We start from the raw sequence: 19,128 nt of genomic DNA on the forward strand, positions 1-19,128 counted from the left end.
CCTGTTCATTTCAATCGGTGCTTCAGAAATTTCATTGACTAACGCGTCATTCAAAAGTAATCACAGTCTTGTCATTGATCAAGAGGCGAATATGCGACGGGTATTAACGAGCGCGCTTTTGGCGTTTTCATTTGCGTCCCTGACGGCTTGCGCTCCAAAGGAAGAGGCGCGCGAAAAGGAAGTGCGACATGTCGAGGCGGTGGTCGTGAAGGCCGAGCCGCTGTCGGAAACCATCTCGACGACGGGTGAAATCAGCGCTCGCGTTCAGTCCGATCTTTCCTTCCGGACCAGCGGGCGGATCACGGAACGACTCGTCGATGTCGGTGACCGTGTCAAGGCCGGACAGGTTTTGGCGCGCATTGACGCCGAAGAGCAGAAGGCAGATCTGGAGGTGGCTCTGGCGAGTCTGCTCTCCGATGAGGCGCAGTTGACGGAAGCGCAGCAGGCATTCGATCGGCAGGAAAGACTGTTTGCCACCGGTGTCACGACGCGGGCCGCCCTCGATGAGGCGCGGGAAACGCTGCTGCGGGCCCGGGCAACGGTGGAGGCGGCCCAGGCCGATGTCGATACCGCCAACGACACGCTCGGTCAGGCCGATCTCGAAGCGGATGCCGCGGGCATTATCACCGCTCGCAGTGCCGAAGTGGGGCAGGTGGCGCAGGCCGCCGAACTCATCTTCACGCTGGCCCATGACGGGCCGCGCGATGCCGTACTGGAAGCCGATGAATCCTCTCTTCTGGGCCGTGAACTGGAAGATAATGTCGAGGTCAGGGTGCTGACGGGCGGGGAACCGCTGAAGGCAAAGGTGCGCGAGATCTCACCGACGATCGATACCACGACCGGAACCATTCGCATCAAGCTTGCCCTTGAAGACGCAGCCGACGTCCGGCTTGGCAGTGCTGTCGTCGCTACCGTGAGCTACAAACCGGTCACGACGATCGAACTGCCCTGGTCCGCCATGGCGTCTGCTGCAGGGCAGCCCGCCGTGTGGACCATCGACCCCAAGACACGCGCAGTTTCCATCCGCCCCGTCACGGTCCTTGCCTATGGCGCCGAACGCTTCTTCGTCCAGTCGGGTCTGACGGAGGGCGAGGTTGTCGTCAGCAACGGAACCAAGTTCCTCAGCGAAGGCGAAGTCGTGGCATTCGAAGAGGCTATCCAATGAAGTCCATCTCCCGTCTTACTGCACTTCTCATCGCCGGCACGGTCCTGACGGCGTGCCAGAAGGAAGAGGCCGCTACCGTCGAGCCGCCGCGTCCGGTCTTGTCCCAGGTCATCGCGCTGGAGCCGGCGGCCCGGCTGACGCTGCCGGGCACGGTCGAAGCGCGCATCGAAACGGAATTCAGTTTCCGCATCCTCGGCCGCATCGTGGCGCGTAATGTCGAAATCGGCGACCTGGTGAAAAAGGGCGATGTGCTGGCAGCCATCGATCCTTTGGCCCTCGAACTCGCCGTCAAAAGTTCGCAGTCCGATCTCGCCAACAGCCAGGCGCAGCTCGCCAACGCGCTGACCAATGAAGAACGACAGAAAATCCTCTTCGAAAAACAGTCGGCGGCCAAGGCCACCTACGAGACGGCGCAGCAGGAGCGCAAGACCGCCGAGGCCGCCGTGGCCAAGTCCAAGGCCAACCTCAACAAGGCCAATGAACAATTGAGCTATTCGCGCCTTCTGTCCGAATTCGACGGCGTCGTCACGGCGACATCCGCCGAGGTCGGGCAGGTTGTCTCGGCCGGCCAGAGTGTTGCCACTGTCGCCAGACCGGAAGAGCGGGATGCGGTGATCGACGTGCCCGAAGTCGCAGGCGTTCAAATGCAGCCGGGCGCCGAATTCGAGGTTTCCCTGCAACTCGACCCCACCGTCAAGGCCAAGGGCATCGTGCGCGAGATCGCGCCTGAAGCCGACGATGCGACCCGCACCCAGCGCACCAAGCTGACGCTGGTCGATCCGCCCGAGGCGCTGAGGCTCGGTGCGGTGATTACCGCCAGCGCCACAACCCAGTCGAATTCCGTTATCCGAGTTCCCGCATCGGCCATCAAGACGGACGGTTCGAACCATTCTGTCTGGGTCGTCGACGGCGCCGATGGCAAGGTGTCCTCGCGCCAGGTCACGGTCGACGGCAGCATTGTTCCGGGCGACCGCGTCACGATTTCCGACGGCATCAAGCCGGGCGAGCGCATCGCCGTAGCCGGCGTCCACAAACTCGAAGAAGGCCAGACCGTTCGCATCGACCAGGAGATCACCCAGTGAAATCTTTCAACCTCTCCGACTGGGCGCTCGAACACCGTTCGCTCGTCTGGTACTTCATGATCGTCTTCCTTCTGGCGGGCACGTTCTCCTATCTCAACCTCGGTCGCGAAGAAGACCCCGCCTTCACCATCAAGACGATGGTGATCAACGCCCAATGGCCGGGAGCCTCTGCGGAGGAAGTGACCCGTCAGGTCACGGACCGGATCGAAAAGAAGCTCCAGGAACTGGATTCTCTCGACTATACCCGCAGCGAAACGACCGCCGGGCAGACGACCATCTTCGTCGAGCTCCTGGCCACGACAAAGGCAAGAGACGTGACGGGCAACTGGGTCCGGGTCCGCAATATGGTCAACGACATTTCCGGGGATTTCCCGAGCGGTGTGGTCGGGCCGTTCTTCAATGACACGTTCGGGGACGTCTACGGCAATATCTATGCCTTTACGTCGGACGGTCTGACGCAGCGTCAGCTTCGCGATTTCGTCGAGGATGCTCGTACCCAGCTGCTGGCCGTCCCGAATGTCGGCAAGATCGACGTCGTGGGTGCGCAGGACGAGGCGATCTATCTGGAATTCTCCACCCGCAAGATCGCCGCACTCGGCATCGACCAGCAATCGGTCATCGAAACGCTGCAGGCGCAGAACGCGGTCACGCAATCCGGTTTCGTCGATGCCGGGCCGGAGCGCATTGCCTTGCGCGTCGGCGGTCAGTTCACCTCGGAGGAAAGCCTGAAGGCGATCAACCTGCGGGTCAACGATCGCTATTTCCCGCTGACCGATATTGCGACCGTCAAGCGCGGCTATGCCGATCCACCATCAACGCTGTTTCGCTTCAAGGGTGAGCCCGCCATCGGTCTGTCGATCGGCATGACGACCGGCTCAAACCTGCTGGAATTCGGCGAGGCGCTCGACGCCCAGATGAAGAAGGTCGTTGCGGATCTTCCGATCGGCGTCGATGTCGAGCGGGTGTCCGACCAGCCGGCCGTCGTCGAAGAGGCCGTGTCGGGCTTCACCAAGGCGCTGTTCGAGGCCATTGTCATCGTTCTGGCGATCAGCTTCATCAGCCTGGGCATGCGCGCCGGCATGGTCGTCGCGATCTCGATTCCGCTCGTTCTGGCGATCACTTTCGTCTTCATGGAATATAGCGGCATCTCGCTGCAGCGAATATCGCTCGGCGCTCTGATCATCGCGCTCGGCCTGCTCGTCGACGACGCCATGATCGCCGTCGAGATGATGGTGTCGCGGCTGGAAGCCGGGGACACCCTGCGCAAAGCCGCCACCCATGTCTACACATCCACGGCGTTCCCTATGCTGACGGGCACGCTTGTCACCGTCGCGGGCTTCATCCCGATCGGGCTCAACAATAGCGCGGCCGGTGAATTCACCTTCACGCTGTTTGTCGTGATCGCCGTTTCCCTGGTCGTGTCATGGATCGTTGCCGTGCTGTTCACGCCGCTGTTGGGCGTGGCCATCCTGCCGAAGACGATGAAATCCCATCATGAAAAAAAGGGGCGGGTAGCCGCCGGCTTCGCGTGGCTGCTCTTGCTGGCCATGCGCTGGCGCTGGGTCACGATCATCGCGACCGTGGCGACCTTCGCTGTCTCGGTGGGCGGTCTCGGGCTTGTGCAACAGCAGTTCTTCCCGTCGTCCGATCGCGTCGAACTGATCGTCGACTGGAACATGCCGCACAACACCACCATCGCCGAGACCAACCGGCAGATGGCGAAGTTCGAACAGGAAAAGCTCGTCGGCAACGCGGATATTGACCATTGGTCGACCTATGTCGGTGAAGGTGCCCCGCGCTTCATCCTGTCCTACGACGTGCAGACGCAGGCCGTGTGGTTCGGACAGATCGTCATTGTCGCCAAGGACCTGGACGCCAGAAACCGCCTTCGCGCCGATCTTCAGGCCTATGTGACGAAAACGTTTCCCGGCACCGACGCCTTCGTCAAGCTTCTCGACATCGGTCCTCCGGTCGGCAAGCCCGTCCAGTACCGCGTCGGCGGGCCGGATATCCAGAAGGTTCGCCAGCTGGCGCAGCAATTGGGGGGCATCCTCAATCAGCATCCGCTGCTGACCAACATGACCTATGACTGGAACGAGCCGTCGCGCGTCGTGAAGGTTGACGTCCTGCAGGACAATGCCCGCCAGCTCGGCATCTCGTCGGAAGATATCGCGACGGCGCTGAATGGCGTCGTCAAGGGATCCTCGTCGACCCAGGTCCGCGACGACATCTACCTGATCGATGTCATTGGACGGGCGCAGGATTCCGAGCGCGGCTCGATCGAGACGCTGAAGAACCTGCAACTGCCGAGCTCGAGCGGAAAATCGGTGCCGCTGTCGGCGATTGCCAAGTTCCGCTACGAACTCGAACAGCCCTTCATCGGCCGCCGGGACCGCATTCCGACGATCATCGTCAAGGCGGCGGTCATCGGCTCGACGCAGCCGGCAACGGCTGTCGAGCAGCTGAAGCCCGAGGTGGACAAGTTTTCGAACGCTCTGCCTGTCGGCTACCATGTCGAGATCGGTGGTTCCGTCGAGTCCAGCGCGGATTCGCAAGGGCCGATCGTCGCGGTCGCGCCGATGATGCTGTTTGCCATGGCAACGATCCTGATGATCCAGCTTCAGAGCTTCAGCCGCCTGTTCCTGGTGTTTGCCGTTGCTCCGCTGGCCTTGATCGGGGTCGTGGCAGCCCTGCTTCTGAGCAATGCGCCGATGGGCTTCGTGGCGATCCTCGGCGTGCTGGCGCTGGTCGGTATCCTGATCCGCAACTCGGTTATTCTCGTCGTGCAGATCGAGCATCTTCGAAGCGAGGGCATGCCGCCCTGGAAGGCGGTGGTGGAGGCCACCGAACACCGCATGCGGCCCATCCTGTTGACAGCGGCGGCGGCCACCCTGGCGCTCATCCCGATTTCCCGGGAAGTGTTCTGGGGGCCGATGGCCTATGCCATGATGGGCGGCATCGTCGTCGGAACGGTTCTGACGCTGCTGTTCCTCCCGGCTTTGTATGTGGCCTGGTTCCGCATCCCGCGCGATGAAACGACGGTGGACGTCGAGGCCTAGACGCTTTGTCAATAAGGGCGCCCACCGGGCGCCCTTATCTTTCCCGACCATGACCTAAGGCTTTTTCATGTCCCTTCTTTATATGAGCCGCTTCCAGCGCGCGATTCTTGGCATTGCCCTGCTCGGCGGCCTGGTTGGCCTTGGAGGTTGTACGTCCAGACCCGATGCTGCGGTTCTTCAACCCGCGACCATCGTTCAGAAGAACGACGACCAGGTCACCGTATTCGCCGTTACCAACCGCAATCAACTGGCGGATCATGGCGGTTTCGGCAGCGAATGGGCAAATCGCCTCAGCTACGAGCGCTATGGCTTTTCCGTGCCCGAAAGCCGCAAGGGTTCGACGATCGTCTATCCGACAACAAAGCCGGATCCCAGTCGTCAATATGTCGTGACGGCACGAGAAGAACTGACGGATCAGGCCTTCATCGACCGGATGACCCGGTCCGCCGCGTTCGACGGCACCGTTGCGGTCTTCGTCCATGGTTACAACTACAGCTATCAGGAGGCCCTCTTCCGGACGGCTCAGATGGCAGCCGACGCCGATTACATCGGATTGCCGATCCTGTTCTCCTGGCCGTCCGCGGCAAGCGTGACCGGTTACGTGACGGATCGCGACGCGGCGCTTTATTCCAGGAGCGAGCTCGACCGGCTGTTGCGGACGCTGGCCGCGGTGCCGAAAGTCAAGCGCATCGTGATTCTGGGCCACAGCATGGGCGGCTTTCTGACCATGGAAGCGGTCAGGCAGTTGAAACTCCAGGGACACTCCGATGTCCTCAAGAAGATGGAAGTGGTCCTGGCAGCGCCCGATATCGACGTCGACGTTTTCCGTGCACAGCTTCACGACATCGGCAGGATGCAGACACCGATCACCCTGCTTGTGGCCAAGACGGACCGGGCCCTGGCGGTATCGAGCCTGATCGGCGGCGAGCGGCCACGGGTCGGGTTGCTGGATATCGATGATCCCGTCGTCCGCAAGGCCGCCGAGACCGAACACGTCCGCATCATCGACATTTCCTCCGTCGAATCCAACGACGGGCTCGGCCATGATCGATTTGCGACACTGGCGCGGTTCGAAAAACAACTTACCCTTGCGGAAAGCCAAACAAAGAACGGGACGAGCAATATTGGGGCCTTCGTCTTCGATACGGCGGGCGCCGTGGTGGCAAGTCCGTTCCTGCTGGCGGGAAAACTGGTGAGATACTGAGCCGAGATCGCAGGCGGACGGCCCCCGGTTGGCGATCTGGCCAGCCGGGGGCTTTCGTGTCAGGTCAGGAATGCGAGGCTGCCAATGCCTCCGCCGGGGTCCAGTTGCCATGCAGCGACATGCGCAGACGGAACGGGATCTTGATGCGGGCGACAGGGCCGGCGGCCATCTTCAAGGAGTCCAGCACCACCACTTCGGTATCATCGCCGTGGAGATGATTGAGCAGCGCGATCACATAGCCGTCGCCCTCAGGCGCATCGGATGACCGGGGCACGAAGATCGGTTCCTGGAAGCACTGGGCATTGCCGGGATACCAGGCGTCGGTTTCGCCCGTCCTGACATTGACATGGGCAAGCTGGTTGAAGAACTGGAATGGACGTTCGCCCAAAGTCTCGTCGAACGGCAGGGTCGGGTCGAAGGCCAGAACGAAACCATGCTCATACGGCTTGCCGGCAAAGCGTTCGTCGCAGCGCGGGAACTCGCACGGGAAGGATGTCAGCGGGCGGGGTTGGAGCGCGTGCTCGTCGGCACCGGAATCGCCGGGACCGTTGAGATTGAATGTCCAGCGCATCAACTGCGAGCTGAGCGTTTCGGGAAGCGGAACGGAGCCATCGGCCTCTGGGAAGAAGTAGAAGATATTGCCCATCGTCACCGGCATGTCGACCTGCAACATGCCGTCCTCCTCGTAGGAATTCAGCGTGTGCCCCTGGAAGCCATTCTTGGGGCCGTGGAACCACATCACGTCGTCTGCGCTGCCGTCGCGTGGCAGGATGCCGAAAAGCTGGGGAAGATCCGGCTGCCATTCGAAATGCTGTCCGCCGGCCTTCATCCGCTCGACGTCGACGGTCAGCGGAATGAGGGGGAAGACCACATGGCGGGCGGTGACGGCAAAGTCATGGATCATGGCCGCATAGGGGGCCTTGAACCAGATCTCCTTCTTCAGCTTGCCGGTGGCGTCGATCTCGAAATAGGCGATATCCGGCGTACCGTCGCCCTTGGCTTCGTAGGCGAAGCACAGAAGATCGCCATTGTCCGGATCGATCTTGGGATGGGCGGTAAAGGTCGCCGACGTGATCTGGCCGTTGAAGTCCCAGATGCCGAGCGTCTCCAAAGTTTCGGGATCAAGCGCGTAGGGCAGCGCGTCCTCCTTCATCGCCAGCAGCACGCCGGCGTGGAACAGCACAGTGGTGTTGGCCGTCGTGTTGTTGTCGGCCGCCAGCGGATCGTTGGTGTAGATGTTGCGGTAGACGCCGTTCAGGGAGCGCCGTTCCTTCCACTGCGCCCGCAGCCGGTCGGTCTGGACGTAGCGGCGCTTCAGGCTGACATGACCGCTCTCGAACTTGAAGGCCGAGACCAGCCCGTCGCCGTTGAAGAAGATGTCCTTGCCGAGCATCGGCGGATAGTAGGAATCCGGCGAGACCTGGAAGAAGGTGCCGTTGATGGCGGAGGGAACCTCGCCCTCGATTTCCAGGTCGAAGACCTCCGTCTCGACGCGGCTTGGCTTGTAGAGGCCGGTGAATTCCGGCGTTTCGGGAAATTTCAGGCTCATGCTCTTACTCCTCAGTTGGTGTGGCGGCCGGATGGCGATCAGAAGGGATAGACGCGCGGCTCGTGCTGGACGCTGATCCAGTGGTCGCTCGTCAATTCCTCAATGATCCAGTCGCTGTTGAAGCGGCCGAGACCGCTGTTTTTCTCGCCGCCGAACATTGTGTTGGGATCGTCGTTGGGAGAAATGTCGTTGATGTGGGTCATGCCCGCCTCGATGCCCTGGGCGAAACGAAGTCCGCGTGCGGCATCTTCGGTGAAGACCGCGCTGGAGAGGCCGAATTCGGTCGCATTGGCCATGCGCAGGGCATCGGCGTCGTCCTTGGCGCGAATGAGGGGAGCAATCGGGCTGAACAGTTCGGACTGCGCCAGCGCCGACTCATGGCTGACATCGGCGAAAACCTGTGGCGGCAGCACCAGTCCTGAGGGCTCTTCGCCAAGCATCTGACGGATGCCGGCGGCGCGCGCCGTTTCGAGATGGCCAAGGGCCGCCTTGAACTGCTTCTCGTTGATCAGCGGACCGATCACCGTATCGAATTCATTGGGATCGCCGACCTTCAGCTTGCGCGCCCGCTCGACGAAGGCCTCGACGAAGCGGTCGTAGAGACCGTTTTCGATGATGATCCGGTTGCTGCTCATGCAGATCTGGCCCTGATGCAGGAAACGGCCGACGATGGCGCCGGACACGGCCCGGTCGAGATCGGCGTCATCGAGCACGACGCAGGGTGCATTGCCGCCGAGTTCCAGCCCGACCCGCTTCAGGGTCGGTCCCGTCATCGCCAGTTCGCCGATATGGCGGCCGACCCGTGTGGACCCGGTAAAGGAGATGAACTTCGGAATCGGATGGAGCGTGAAGGCGTCGCCGATTTCGCTGACCTCACCCACCGTGACATTGAGCAGGCCGGGCGGCAGGCCCGCCTCCTCATAAATGCTGGCGAGCAGCAGGCCGCCGGTGACCGGCGTGTCCTCGGCCGGCTTGACCACCACGCCGTTGCCGATCGCCAGGGCCGGCGCGATCGTGCGGTTGGACAGATGCATGGGGAAGTTCCACGGGCTGATGACGCCAACCACGCCGAGGGGCCGGCGGTAGACGCGGCTTTCCTTGCCGGCAATGTCGATCGGCAGAATGCGCCCGGCGACACGGGCCGGCATGGTGGCGGCGGCAAGCGTGCCGGCCCGAACCGAGGCCCATTCCATTTCCGCCTTCATCCGGGTGCTGCCGGATTCGGAAATCAGCCATTCGACGATCTCGGCATGACGCCGGTCGATGACCTCGACGGCGCGGTACATGACAGCCGCGCGGGCGCTCGGCAATTGCCGCTCCCAGTCGCGCTGAACTGCGGCGGCCGAGCGGTAGGCGTCGTCGAGGTCGGCGCGTGAGGCTTCGGCGATTTCGGTCAACAGCTCCTGGTTGTAGGGATTGCGGTCCTGAAGGGTGGTTCCGGCGCGGCCGGATCGCCATTGACCGGCGATATACTGGCCGGTGAACCTCTTCTGGTCTTGATCATTGATGGTCATGGTGTCTCTCCCGTTTTGTTTTTTGCAAGTGTGGCACTCAGCGTGGCGGCCGCCTGCCGGGCGGCATGGTCGTAGGCCGCGGCGCTGTGTAATGAGGTCGATGGGGCTGGATCGCCGCATCTGGCTGCCACCGCCCGGCTCGACGCCGTCAGGCAGCCCTGGGCGGCGACGAAGGTCGCGCTCTGTGGCGGGGTGAAATCGAGAAGTCTTGCCAAGGCTTGGCGCAGGCTCTGCCTCAAGGCCTTGGCGGGTTTGAGGCCTCCGGCTTTCGAGAGCCGCAGGGTCAGGCGGGCGATCCTCTGTCCCAGCAGTCGGCTTCGAACCGCTGGCGTGGCCGGCAGAAGGGTCCAGAACGTCGCCACCGCGATCGTCACGCCGACGATCATGGCTGCGGTTTCGTTGAGGGCCTGAGCAAGCGCCACCGGCGGCGAGGAGGGCTGCGAGGTCAGCAGGAAGGTCATGGTGAGGTCGATGGCCATTTTCGATGTCAATGGGCGCCGCATCAGCCAGGCGCCGGCAAGCAGGAAAGGGGCGATACACAGCAATGTCGTTGCAAGGTCATCGGCATGGGGCAGCAGAAAGAGGCGGGCCAGCGTTCCGGCGACAGCGCCGGCCATGGTGCCGAACAGCACCTGGATCACCATGTGATTGCCCTGGTCGTGACTGGAAAACAGCGAGGTGAAGAGCGCTGCCGTCATCGCCATCATCGCGCCGCTCGGCCAGCCCGTTGCCGACCAGATGGTTGCAGCGATCGCCAGGGCGACAACCGGACGCGCTGCCGCCCGCCAGACGGAGGATGGATCGATGTCGAACCACACGGGCAGCGGCGCCGCTGTCTCTGTCGTCAGGATCTGTCGCAACTCCTCGAGCGACTGGGCCATGGCGGGCTGCGTGGCGGCGTTGGCGGCTGCAATCAGCGCAACCAGTCGCATGTCCAGAGAAGCGTCAGCGTCGGGCGATCGCAAGCGGATCCTGTGGCGCACCGTTGACCCGACGGTCAGGCCGAGCAGCTCGAGAAGCAATCCCGAGATGCGGCGTGTGCGTCTGGCGTCGCGCTGGCGGCGCAGCGATCCCGCGGCACCGTCATCGACACTGCGGTCGAGCGCTGCGATGTCGGACAAGAGAGCAAGGCTGGGCTGGCCAATCGTGTCCTTGTGCAGGAAGTCCTCGATATGGACGAGGCAACGGTCCACGATCTCCGCCCGGCGCTGCGCCAGTTCGCGACCGCGATCCGGCAGGGCGCGGAACGAGAAGGCGGCCGAGCATAGGATGCCGATCGCCGTGCAGACGACCCGGTCGAGCGCCAGGCCCGGGTCGGATACACCCTCGCCAAGTCCGAACAGGACGACGATTGACGCCGTATAGCCGGCGAGCACGAAACCGTAATTGCGGAAATGCCGGAAGGTGCTGCCAAGCCCGGCACATAGCGCCAGCCAGGCGGCGACAGCCACGAGCGCCGCCAGGCGGTCCTGCGCCAGCAGGCCGAGTACCAATGCGCCGACCAGAGCACCGCAGACGGTCCCGACCAGGCGGGCGATGCTGCGCTCAAGCAGAAGCCCTCGTGTCGGCTGCGCCACGAGCCACACCGTCATGGCTGCCCACCAGGGATGGTGAATGCCAAGACTCCAGGCCACTGCGAAAGCAAAAAGTGCGGCGCTTGTCGTCCGCAATGCGAAAATTGCCGGCAGTTCCGGGCGGGGGAGGCCGGCTTGCGAGGTCTGGCCCGCGCCGATACCGCCGCGACGGGAGGCAGAGGGGCCGTCATCGGGCCGGATTTGTGTCGAGTGGTGCGCCAACGGATGAACCTTAACTGAACGGTACCGTTTAGAAATGGATTGCTCTTTCGCAAATGTCAAGTTTTCTATACGGTATCGTTCAGTTAAGTTTAGATGGGATGGCAGCCGCGTCGGTGCGCCTGACAAGAGGAGGATTGCCAATGCGCCGAAAAACCGAGGATCGCAGGTTGAGTTTCGTGACGGCGGCCAAAGACCTGTTCATCGAGCAGGGGTTCGGGGCCGTGACGATGGAGGCGATCGCTCTGCGCGCTGGCGCGTCCAAGGCAACGCTCTACAACTATTTCCTCAGCAAGGAGGCGCTGTTTGAGGCGTTCGTATCCGAAGCCGGCAAGGGCGGCCTGGAAGACCTGGAGGCCGCCAGGCAGGACGGGTCGGCGCAAGACGTCCTTCATCACCTCGGCTTGGCGTATCTCGATCTCGTGACGCGGCCGGACGTGATCGAAGTCAATCGCCTGATCATGGGGGAGGCGCGCCGCCAGCCGCAGTTAAGCCGCATATTTTATGAGAACGGACCTCGAAAGACATTGATCGCGATCTGCGAGACAATCGGATTGCTGATGGAGCGCGGCGACCTGCGCCGATCCGAGATCCGGCAAGCCGGTCTCTATTTCAAGGCGCTGTGCGAGGCGGGGCTCGTCGAGCGCCAGTTATGGGGGCTGGACCAGGTACCCGACGCAACGATCCGCCGGGCCGCCGTCGAGGATGCGACCACCATTTATCTCCGTGCCTTCGCGACGCACGAGATGCCCCCGAGGGGAGACGAGGCCAGAGATAGCGAGGCTTGACCGTTCCTAGGCCGGCACCGGGTTGTCACGACGACACTGTCTCTGCGGTGGCGAGTTCGTTGCAAATTGGGCGTTGTAAGACGACAAAACCCCGCACCATTCGAGGTGCGGGGCTCAGCATTGTCTAATCGATGATCCCGGCCAAGCCGTGGATCAGACCGAGTTCAGTTGTAAGGCGAATTGCATCGCGCCCGAACGCCTACGCGTGGCGCATAGGTATTGTCCGAAGAGCGATAACTGCGATAGCGGTCTGCACACCACTGAACGTGTCTCGATGAGGTCGCGCGTGGCTGGTTCTGGTTGACGATGGCACCGCCGATGATGGCACCGAAAGCTGCAAGCGGATACCAGTAGCCATCGGAATTGCGTCGATATCCAGGCCGGCGATCGCGGTAACCGCGGTGACCGTTGTAATAACCGCGCCGAACTTGATGACGGCGATACTGGGCAGGCTCCGCCAGTGTATTCTGCGACGCCTGAGCGAATGTCGGCATTGCCACCGGCAAAGCGGCCGCGCTGGCCTGGGGAATCGATGTCAGCGCCATCAGAACTCCGACGGCGCAAACGGAGAGTTTTCTTGTCAATGTCATAGCAATTCCTTTTGTTCGAATCGCTATGAAACCTTTCTGAACCGCAATTGGTTCCCCTGCTTTAGGAAAATCCATGCATTAAAATTCGGCAGCGATCATCGTGCGCGCCGTCGGATGGGGGCAGCCCGGGAAAAAGAGATCAATTGATGCCTGCTCGCAGCAGAACGTTGATCGCGGAATCGAAATGTTCGGACATCGCGGCTTGCGCCCGCTCCGGGCTTCGATCGTTGATCGCCTCAGCAATCCTATGATGGCAACGAATATTCTCTGTGCGGTTTTCAAGTGTCGCACGGCTATGCCACCCGATGTGCCACGTCTGCTGGGTGACAACCCGGAATGAGCCGATGATGATACCGTAGAGCGAATTGCCGGACGCCTGGGCGATCAGTTCGTGAAACCGAATGTCGAGTTCCATGATCGTTGTCGGCGTCTCAAGGGACCGGAACATCTGCTCCACAGTGCTCAGGAGTTCCTGGGCCTGGATCTCGGTTCTTCGCAAGGCCGCCAAGCTGGCGGTTCGAAGCTCCAGCGTTCGTCGAACATCCAGCACCTGCTGAATGGAAAGCTGCTTCATATTGACGGTATGGTCCAGGATCATGCTCAAAGGCGCGGCGTCAGGGGCTGCCACACGGGCCCGGCGCCCCGTGCTCACTTCAATGATGCCGAGTGCGGCAAGCGCGCGAAAGGCTTCCCGGGCAACCGTTCGGGAGACTTTGAGCTGCGCGGCGATGGATGTCTCGCTCGGCATGGGATTGCCGGGACGAAGTTGATTCTCACGGATGTAGGCACGGATGCCAGCGATGGCTCGCTCGACAAGGCCGGTTTCGTTATCGTTATCCTGTCCTACAGCTTTTTCCATATCAGAGCATAACTTTCAGATAAACGGTTGACAACATCATGGTAACCCTGTCACAAATTTCGCCAAGAGATCGGCTGGAGGAGCGGTAAGCAGGATTTCCGGAAATTACAAGCGCTGGCGGTACTGCCGTCCGGCCCAGGATTTCTGTTGCCCTGTCTCTGCCGAAAGTCGCGATTTGTTCGGCATGAGCTGGGCTTGAGGGAGTACCATGAAGATTACCGCAATTAAGACCTTTCGCGTCGAAGAATTTTCCAACGTCCTGTGGGTCCATGTCGAGACAGACCAAGGAATAACGGGACTTGGCGAAACGTTTTATGGTGCGGCTGCCGTCGAGGCGCATATCCACGACACACTTGCCAGCCGCCTGGTGGGCCGAAACCCGCTCCATATCGAGGCGCTGCATCGCGAAATGCTGAACCTACCCATGGGCCATGCCTCGACGGGTGCTGAGCATCGTGCCGCATCCGCGGTCGACATCGCGCTTTGGGATGTCTTCGGCAAGGTCTGTGGACAGCCGGTTCACCAGATGCTCGGCGGCCTCTGTGTGGAGAGGATGCGGATTTACAACACCTGCGCCGGAGGGCGTTACGTCCGGACCAAGAAAATCCGGCCTGTGGACACCTGGAACCTGGGGGATGAAGCCGGACTTTACGAGGACCTCGACGGTTTTATGAACCGCGCCGGTGAGCTTGCCGAAGATCTTCTTTCAAACGGCATTACCGCCATGAAAATCTGGCCCTTTGATCCCGCTGCCATGGAGAATCGGGGCCTGTTCATCTCCGCGGAGCAGATGAAGACGGCAATCAAGCCCTTCGAACTGATCCGCAAGGCGGTCGGCGACAAGATGGAGATCATGGTCGAGTTCCATTCCCTGTGGAATTTGCCGACCGCCATGCAAATTGCGCGCGAGCTCGAGCCCTTTAAGGCAACCTGGTACGAAGATCCGATCCGGATGAATTCGCCCCAGGCTCTGGCTGAATTTGCGGCCTCGACCGACGTCTGGACCTGCGCATCCGAAACTTTGGGCACCCGTTTCGCTTACAAGGAATATCTGGATCGCAACGCCGCCCATGTCGTTATGGCCGACTTGTGCTGGACGGGTGGACTGACCGAAGGTCGCAAGATTGCGGCCATGGCCGAAACCTACCATCGGCCCTTTGCGCCACATGACTGCATTGGCCCGGTCGGCTTCGCCGCGGCCATTCATATGAGTTTTTCGCAGCCAAACACCCTGATCCAGGAAAGCGTTCGCGCCTTCTACAAGGGCTGGTATCGCGAACTCGTCACGGAAGTGCCGAGGATCGAAGGCGGTTTCGTCTATCCCATGGAAGGGCCAGGCCTCGGCACGGAACTTCAGCCCGGGTTCTTCAATCGGCCCGACCTCACCGTCCGTGTCTCCGATATTTGAGGATAAACTGCAATGAGCATCAAACTTTTCGATCTCACCGGCAAGACTGCTTTGGTCACCGGTTCTTCTCGCGGCCTGGGGCGGGCTTTCGCCGAGGGGCTGGCTGCGGCCGGTGCGCGCGTCATCCTCAATGGGATCGATGAAGCCCGGTTGGAGGAGACGGCCGCATCGATGCGTTCGTCCGGTTTCGATGTGCTCACTGCGGCGTTCGACGTCACTGATGAGACGGCCGTGATATCTGCCTTCGAGACGTTCGATGCGAATGGCATCGAGGTGGGAATTCTCGTCAACAATGCCGGGATCCAGTTCAGAAAGCCGATGCTGGAACTGGCGACGTCCGATTGGCAGCGGGTCATCGACACCAACCTGACATCCGCCTTCCTGGTCGGCCGTGAGGCCGCGAAGCGAATGGCGGAGCGTGGTGCGGGGAAAATCATCAATGTCGGATCCCTGACGTCAGAACTCGCCCGAGCAACGGTCGCCCCGTACACCGTCGCCAAGGGCGGCATCAAGATGCTGACCAAGGCGATGACGGCAGAGTGGGCAGAGAAGGGCATCCAGGCAAACGCCATCGGGCCGGGCTATATGATCACGGACATGAACGAGGCCTTGCTCGCCAATCCGGAATTCGATGCATGGGTCAAGGCCCGCACCCCGGCGCGCCGATGGGGCCGTCCGGAGGAGCTGGCGGGCACCGTCATCTATTTCGCATCCGCCGCGTCGGATTATGTGAACGGCCAGATCGTCTATGCGGACGGAGGCATGATCTCGGTTCTTTGAGCCGTCCGCCTTTTGCACTCGGACCCCTGGGAGGGGGCAGGCCCCAAGGTTGGGGCTCCGAGCGAGCAAACCAAAGATCACAGGATCTCAATGTCAACAGGTTTAATGGGAGGAACCAAATGAAGCATATGATCAAAATCGCGCTTGCAGGCATAGCCTTGGGCTTTGCATCGCTGCCAGCTCTTGCCGCAGACTTCACCGCCAGATTTTCGCTCGACGTCCCGGAAGGGCACCCCAAGTATCTGGCCGCCCAGCAGTTTGCAGAGGCGGTCTCCAAGGGCACGAATGGCGCTGTCGAGATCAAGGTGTTTGGAAACGGTCTGCTTGGCGGCGAAGCGGAATCGGCCGAGGGCATTCGACTGGGCTCAGTTCAGGGCGGGATCATCACCAGTTCGGTCTTCGCCACCTGGATACCGGATGTACAGGTCCTTGATCTGCCGTTTCTGTTTCGCGACGATGCCCACGCGGTTGCCGCAAATCCCTTGCTGATCGAGCGGCTGTCACCGCAGTTCTCCGAGCAGTCTTTCCATCTGCTTGGCTTCTCGATCAATGGCGCGCGCCAGCTGATGAGTTCGTTTCCCGTGAAGGTGCCGGAAGACGTGAAGGGCAAAAAGATGCGCGTCATCCAAAGCCCGGTGCATGCCGCGCTTTGGCAGGCCGTCGGTGCCAACCCGGTTCCGATTCCCGCCGCCGAAGTCTACAATTCCATGCAGACCAAGGTTGTCGATCTGTTCGACAATACGGCCACCAATTACCAGGCTTTGCGCTTTTATGAGGTCGCGCCGCATTATACCAACCTCAGTCACGTCTTTGCCATGGGCACCTGGGTGCTCGGCGACGCCTTCTGGAAGAAGCTGTCTGCCGAGCAGCAAGCCGTTGTCTCGGCCGCTGCCCTGAAAGCGCAGTCCGATCTGGTGGCGGTACAGGCGGCACAGGACAAGAAAGCCCTGTCGGAGACTGTCGCCGCCGGGGCGACCATCTACGAAGTCGCCGACAAGCAGCCGTGGATCGACCTGATGAAGCCTGTCTACGACAAATTTGCGCCTTCCATTCCCAATGCTGAAGGAACAGTGGAAGCCATTCGCGCCCTCCCGTAACCGCAGCAAGGCGACTCCGCAGAGGCGGAGTCGCCTCCTCCAATCGATAGGCGAGTTATGTCTGACACCGATTTCATCGTGTCCGAGGCGGCTTCACACCGTCCTGGCAATCCGAAGCTCGATACGTTTGTGCTGTGGCTTGCCAACAGCCTGCGTGCGCTCAACGTCGTTGTGCTCATTGCGATGTTCGCAGTGGTCTTCGCAAGCGTCTTCGCGCGCTATGTTCTCAACAACGCATTCTCCTGGAGCGAAGAATTCGCCATCTGGGCTTTCACCTGGCTGATCTTCATTGGCACGGTCTTGGGAATTCGCGACAAGCGCCATATCGTGGTGGACCTGTTCCTCGAAATGCTGGGCCAGCCGAGCCGCTCCGCCGTTGAATTTCTGCGCGACAGTTGCGTCGCACTCGTGGTCTTCATCCTGATCTTCAGCGGCTACGATCTGGCAAGCAAGGTCGGCGGTGTCAGCACGCTGCTGCAATGGCCCAATGCCCTGCGATACGGCATCATTCCTGCTGCGGGTTTCATCAGCCTCTTCTTCCTGTTGCTGGATAGGACCGACCGGGCCGGGCTGATCCGCAATGCGGCCACAGTCGCAGTCGGTGGTGCGCTCTATCTGCTGATCCGCGCTCCAGATCTGTCGCCGTTTCAGACCTTGTCGCCGAGTTTGCTGATGATGGTGAGCTTCTTCGTGACGATGATCGCTGGAGTGCCGGTCGCGTTCGCGATGCTTCTCAGCGTTTTCTTCACGACCTGGAGTGCCGAGCTTCTGCCGGCGCCGGCGATCATCCAGAACATGGTGTCCGGTTCCAGCAAGTTCATCCTTCTGGCTATTCCGTTCTTCCTGACCACCGGATATCTCCTCAATCTTGGCGGCCTGACAACGCGGTTGATCGACTTCGCATCGTCCATCTTCGGTCATTACCGGGGCGGTTTGGCACAGGTCAACGTCTTCAACAGTGTGCTGATCGGCGGGATTTCCGGGTCTTCCAGCGCCGACGCCGCCAGCGACTCCAAGATGCTCGTGCCCGAGATGATCAAGCGAGGCTATTCGCCGCAGTTCTCCTGCGCGATCACAGCGATTTCTTCGATCCTGCCGAATATTCTGCCCCCCGCCATCGCCATGCTGGTCTACGCGTCGGTGTCGAATGTTTCGGTCGCCAAGTTGTTTACGGCAGGTGTCGTGCCCGGCCTTCTGGTTGCCGTCGCGCTCATGGTGATGGTCAATATCATCTCCCGCCGCCGCGACTACCAGACATCGACGACCCGAGCGCCGTTGAAAACGGTGTGGTTGACGTTTGTCCGGGCATTGCCGGTGATGATCATCGCCGTGATCGTGTTGGGGTGTATCAGGCTTGGCATCACCACCGCCACCGAAGCCGGCGTCATGGCGGTGGTTTGGGCGTTCGTCATCGGGAAATTCATCTTCAAGGAGTTTTCCTGGCGCGAAGCCTATCGGGCATTCGAGGAGTGCAGTGTGGATGCCGCGATGATCGGCTTTCTGATCGCCTGTTCGGTACCCTTTGCGTGGGTTCTGATTGCCGAGGGCGTACCGCAAACGCTGATCGGATGGGCGCAAGCCGGAGAATTCGGCCCGTTCATGCTGCTGCTGCTCATGAACCTGCTGCTCTTTGTCGCCGGGATGTTTCTGGATCTGACGCCCGCAATGCTGATTACCGCGCCCTTGTTCCTGCCTTTGATGATGCAGATCGGGATTGATCCTGTTCAGCTCGGCATCATCATGATCATCAATCTGCAGCTCGGCGGTGTGACGCCACCGGTCGGCATCCTGGTGTTCATCTCGGCCCAGATAACGCGAATTGCGCCCTATCCGATCTTCAGGGAGGTCATTCCGTTCATTGGCGCGGTGCTGGTCGTCTTGGCCCTCGTCTGCGCGTTTCCGGTCCTGACGCTTGGACTGTGGGAGTTCATGGGCGGTTAGAGGTTCACGGACGCATGAAGAGGGCTGTTTCCGAAATCTTTGGGAGGCGCTGGTGGGAACCAAAATACAGATCCGGCGTTTACGCAGGGCATACTCGGAGGTTCCATTGCGCAAAACACGTTTACGAATAGCCTTCTCAGCCCTTGCTGCGATTGTTTTCACCTCGCCAGCCTTTGCTGACGCAGTCATCATCACCAACGACAAGCCGGTGGCCACGCAAGACGCGCCGCCACCGCCACCACCTCCTCCGGCCAAGTGCGGTAAACCGCCGGCACCCCCGTGCCCGACCCCACCGCCTC

14 protein-coding genes are annotated in these 19,128 nt (G+C 61.1%); 9 read left to right on the forward strand and 5 right to left on the reverse strand.

Features of this window, described 5'->3' with window-relative positions:
* The first annotated feature begins 91 nt into the window (after positions 1-91).
* The 4 genes from HGO38_RS14305 (at position 92) to HGO38_RS14320 (ending at position 6,510) form a co-directional block, all read left to right on the forward strand.
* The gene (locus HGO38_RS14305) at positions 92-1,165 is read left to right on the forward strand and encodes an efflux RND transporter periplasmic adaptor subunit (RefSeq protein ID WP_250956569.1); all 1,074 of its coding nucleotides are present in this window, start codon (positions 92-94) and stop codon (positions 1,163-1,165) included.
* Positions 1,162-2,247, forward strand: coding sequence for an efflux RND transporter periplasmic adaptor subunit (locus HGO38_RS14310; protein ID WP_250956570.1), 1,086 nt, complete (start codon positions 1,162-1,164; stop codon positions 2,245-2,247). Before HGO38_RS14305 ends, HGO38_RS14310 begins: the two co-directional genes overlap by 4 nt.
* Positions 2,244-5,306: an efflux RND transporter permease subunit gene (locus HGO38_RS14315; protein WP_250956571.1), complete on the forward strand. Its 3,063-nt coding sequence runs from the start codon at positions 2,244-2,246 to the stop codon at positions 5,304-5,306. Before HGO38_RS14310 ends, HGO38_RS14315 begins: the two co-directional genes overlap by 4 nt.
* A 67-nt stretch (positions 5,307-5,373) precedes the next feature.
* The gene (locus HGO38_RS14320) at positions 5,374-6,510 is read left to right on the forward strand and encodes an alpha/beta hydrolase (RefSeq protein ID WP_250956572.1); all 1,137 of its coding nucleotides are present in this window, start codon (positions 5,374-5,376) and stop codon (positions 6,508-6,510) included.
* 64 nt (positions 6,511-6,574) lie between these two features.
* Here the strand turns inward: HGO38_RS14320 and HGO38_RS14325 are convergent, their stop codons facing one another.
* From HGO38_RS14325 to HGO38_RS14335, 3 genes are read right to left on the reverse strand one after another with little or no spacing between them, the layout of a single operon-like run.
* Positions 6,575-8,059: a carotenoid oxygenase family protein gene (locus HGO38_RS14325; RefSeq protein ID WP_250956573.1), complete on the reverse strand. Its 1,485-nt coding sequence runs from the start codon at positions 8,057-8,059 to the stop codon at positions 6,575-6,577.
* Positions 8,060-8,097: 38 nt separating this feature from the next.
* Positions 8,098-9,573, reverse strand: a complete 1,476-nt coding sequence (locus HGO38_RS14330) for an aldehyde dehydrogenase family protein (RefSeq protein WP_250956574.1) — start codon at positions 9,571-9,573, stop codon at positions 8,098-8,100.
* The gene (locus HGO38_RS14335) at positions 9,570-11,510 is read right to left on the reverse strand and encodes an FUSC family protein (protein ID WP_352230483.1); all 1,941 of its coding nucleotides are present in this window, start codon (positions 11,508-11,510) and stop codon (positions 9,570-9,572) included. Before HGO38_RS14335 ends, HGO38_RS14330 begins: the two co-directional genes overlap by 4 nt.
* Between HGO38_RS14335 and HGO38_RS14340 the strand changes: the two genes are divergently transcribed.
* Positions 11,423-12,154 (forward strand): TetR/AcrR family transcriptional regulator, encoded by a 732-nt coding sequence (locus HGO38_RS14340; protein WP_250956576.1) that lies wholly within the window; start codon positions 11,423-11,425, stop codon positions 12,152-12,154. The two genes, HGO38_RS14335 and HGO38_RS14340, sit on opposite strands and share 88 nt — an antisense overlap.
* Before the next feature lie 164 nt (positions 12,155-12,318).
* Here the strand turns inward: HGO38_RS14340 and HGO38_RS31140 are convergent, their stop codons facing one another.
* Together HGO38_RS31140 and HGO38_RS14350 are read right to left on the reverse strand one after the other, a co-directional pair.
* Positions 12,319-12,744, reverse strand: coding sequence for a BA14K family protein (locus tag HGO38_RS31140; protein WP_502941561.1), 426 nt, complete (start codon positions 12,742-12,744; stop codon positions 12,319-12,321).
* A gap of 139 nt (positions 12,745-12,883) precedes the next feature.
* Complete coding sequence (locus HGO38_RS14350; RefSeq protein WP_250956577.1) at positions 12,884-13,603, reverse strand: FadR/GntR family transcriptional regulator; 720 nt, start codon at positions 13,601-13,603, stop codon at positions 12,884-12,886.
* Positions 13,604-13,811: 208 nt separating this feature from the next.
* On the opposite strand from HGO38_RS14350, the gene HGO38_RS14355 reads away from it, so the two are divergent.
* The 4 genes from HGO38_RS14355 to HGO38_RS14370 all read left to right on the forward strand — a co-directional run bounded on the left by HGO38_RS14355 (position 13,812) and on the right by HGO38_RS14370 (position 18,829).
* On the forward strand, positions 13,812-15,011 hold the full coding sequence (locus tag HGO38_RS14355; RefSeq protein WP_250956578.1) for a mandelate racemase/muconate lactonizing enzyme family protein: 1,200 nt from the start codon (positions 13,812-13,814) through the stop codon (positions 15,009-15,011).
* 12 nt (positions 15,012-15,023) lie between these two features.
* Positions 15,024-15,791, forward strand: a complete 768-nt coding sequence (locus HGO38_RS14360; RefSeq protein WP_250956579.1) for an SDR family oxidoreductase — start codon at positions 15,024-15,026, stop codon at positions 15,789-15,791.
* Positions 15,792-15,910: 119 nt separating this feature from the next.
* Positions 15,911-16,888 (forward strand): TRAP transporter substrate-binding protein, encoded by a 978-nt coding sequence (locus HGO38_RS14365; RefSeq protein ID WP_250956580.1) that lies wholly within the window; start codon positions 15,911-15,913, stop codon positions 16,886-16,888.
* Between the two features lie 57 nt (positions 16,889-16,945).
* Positions 16,946-18,829, forward strand: coding sequence for a TRAP transporter large permease (locus HGO38_RS14370; RefSeq protein ID WP_250956581.1), 1,884 nt, complete (start codon positions 16,946-16,948; stop codon positions 18,827-18,829).
* The last annotated feature ends 299 nt before the right edge of the window (positions 18,830-19,128 follow it).

Origin of the sequence: Rhizobium sp. CG5 (assembly GCF_023701945.1) — a bacterium.
GTDB lineage: Bacteria > Pseudomonadota > Alphaproteobacteria > Rhizobiales > Rhizobiaceae > Allorhizobium.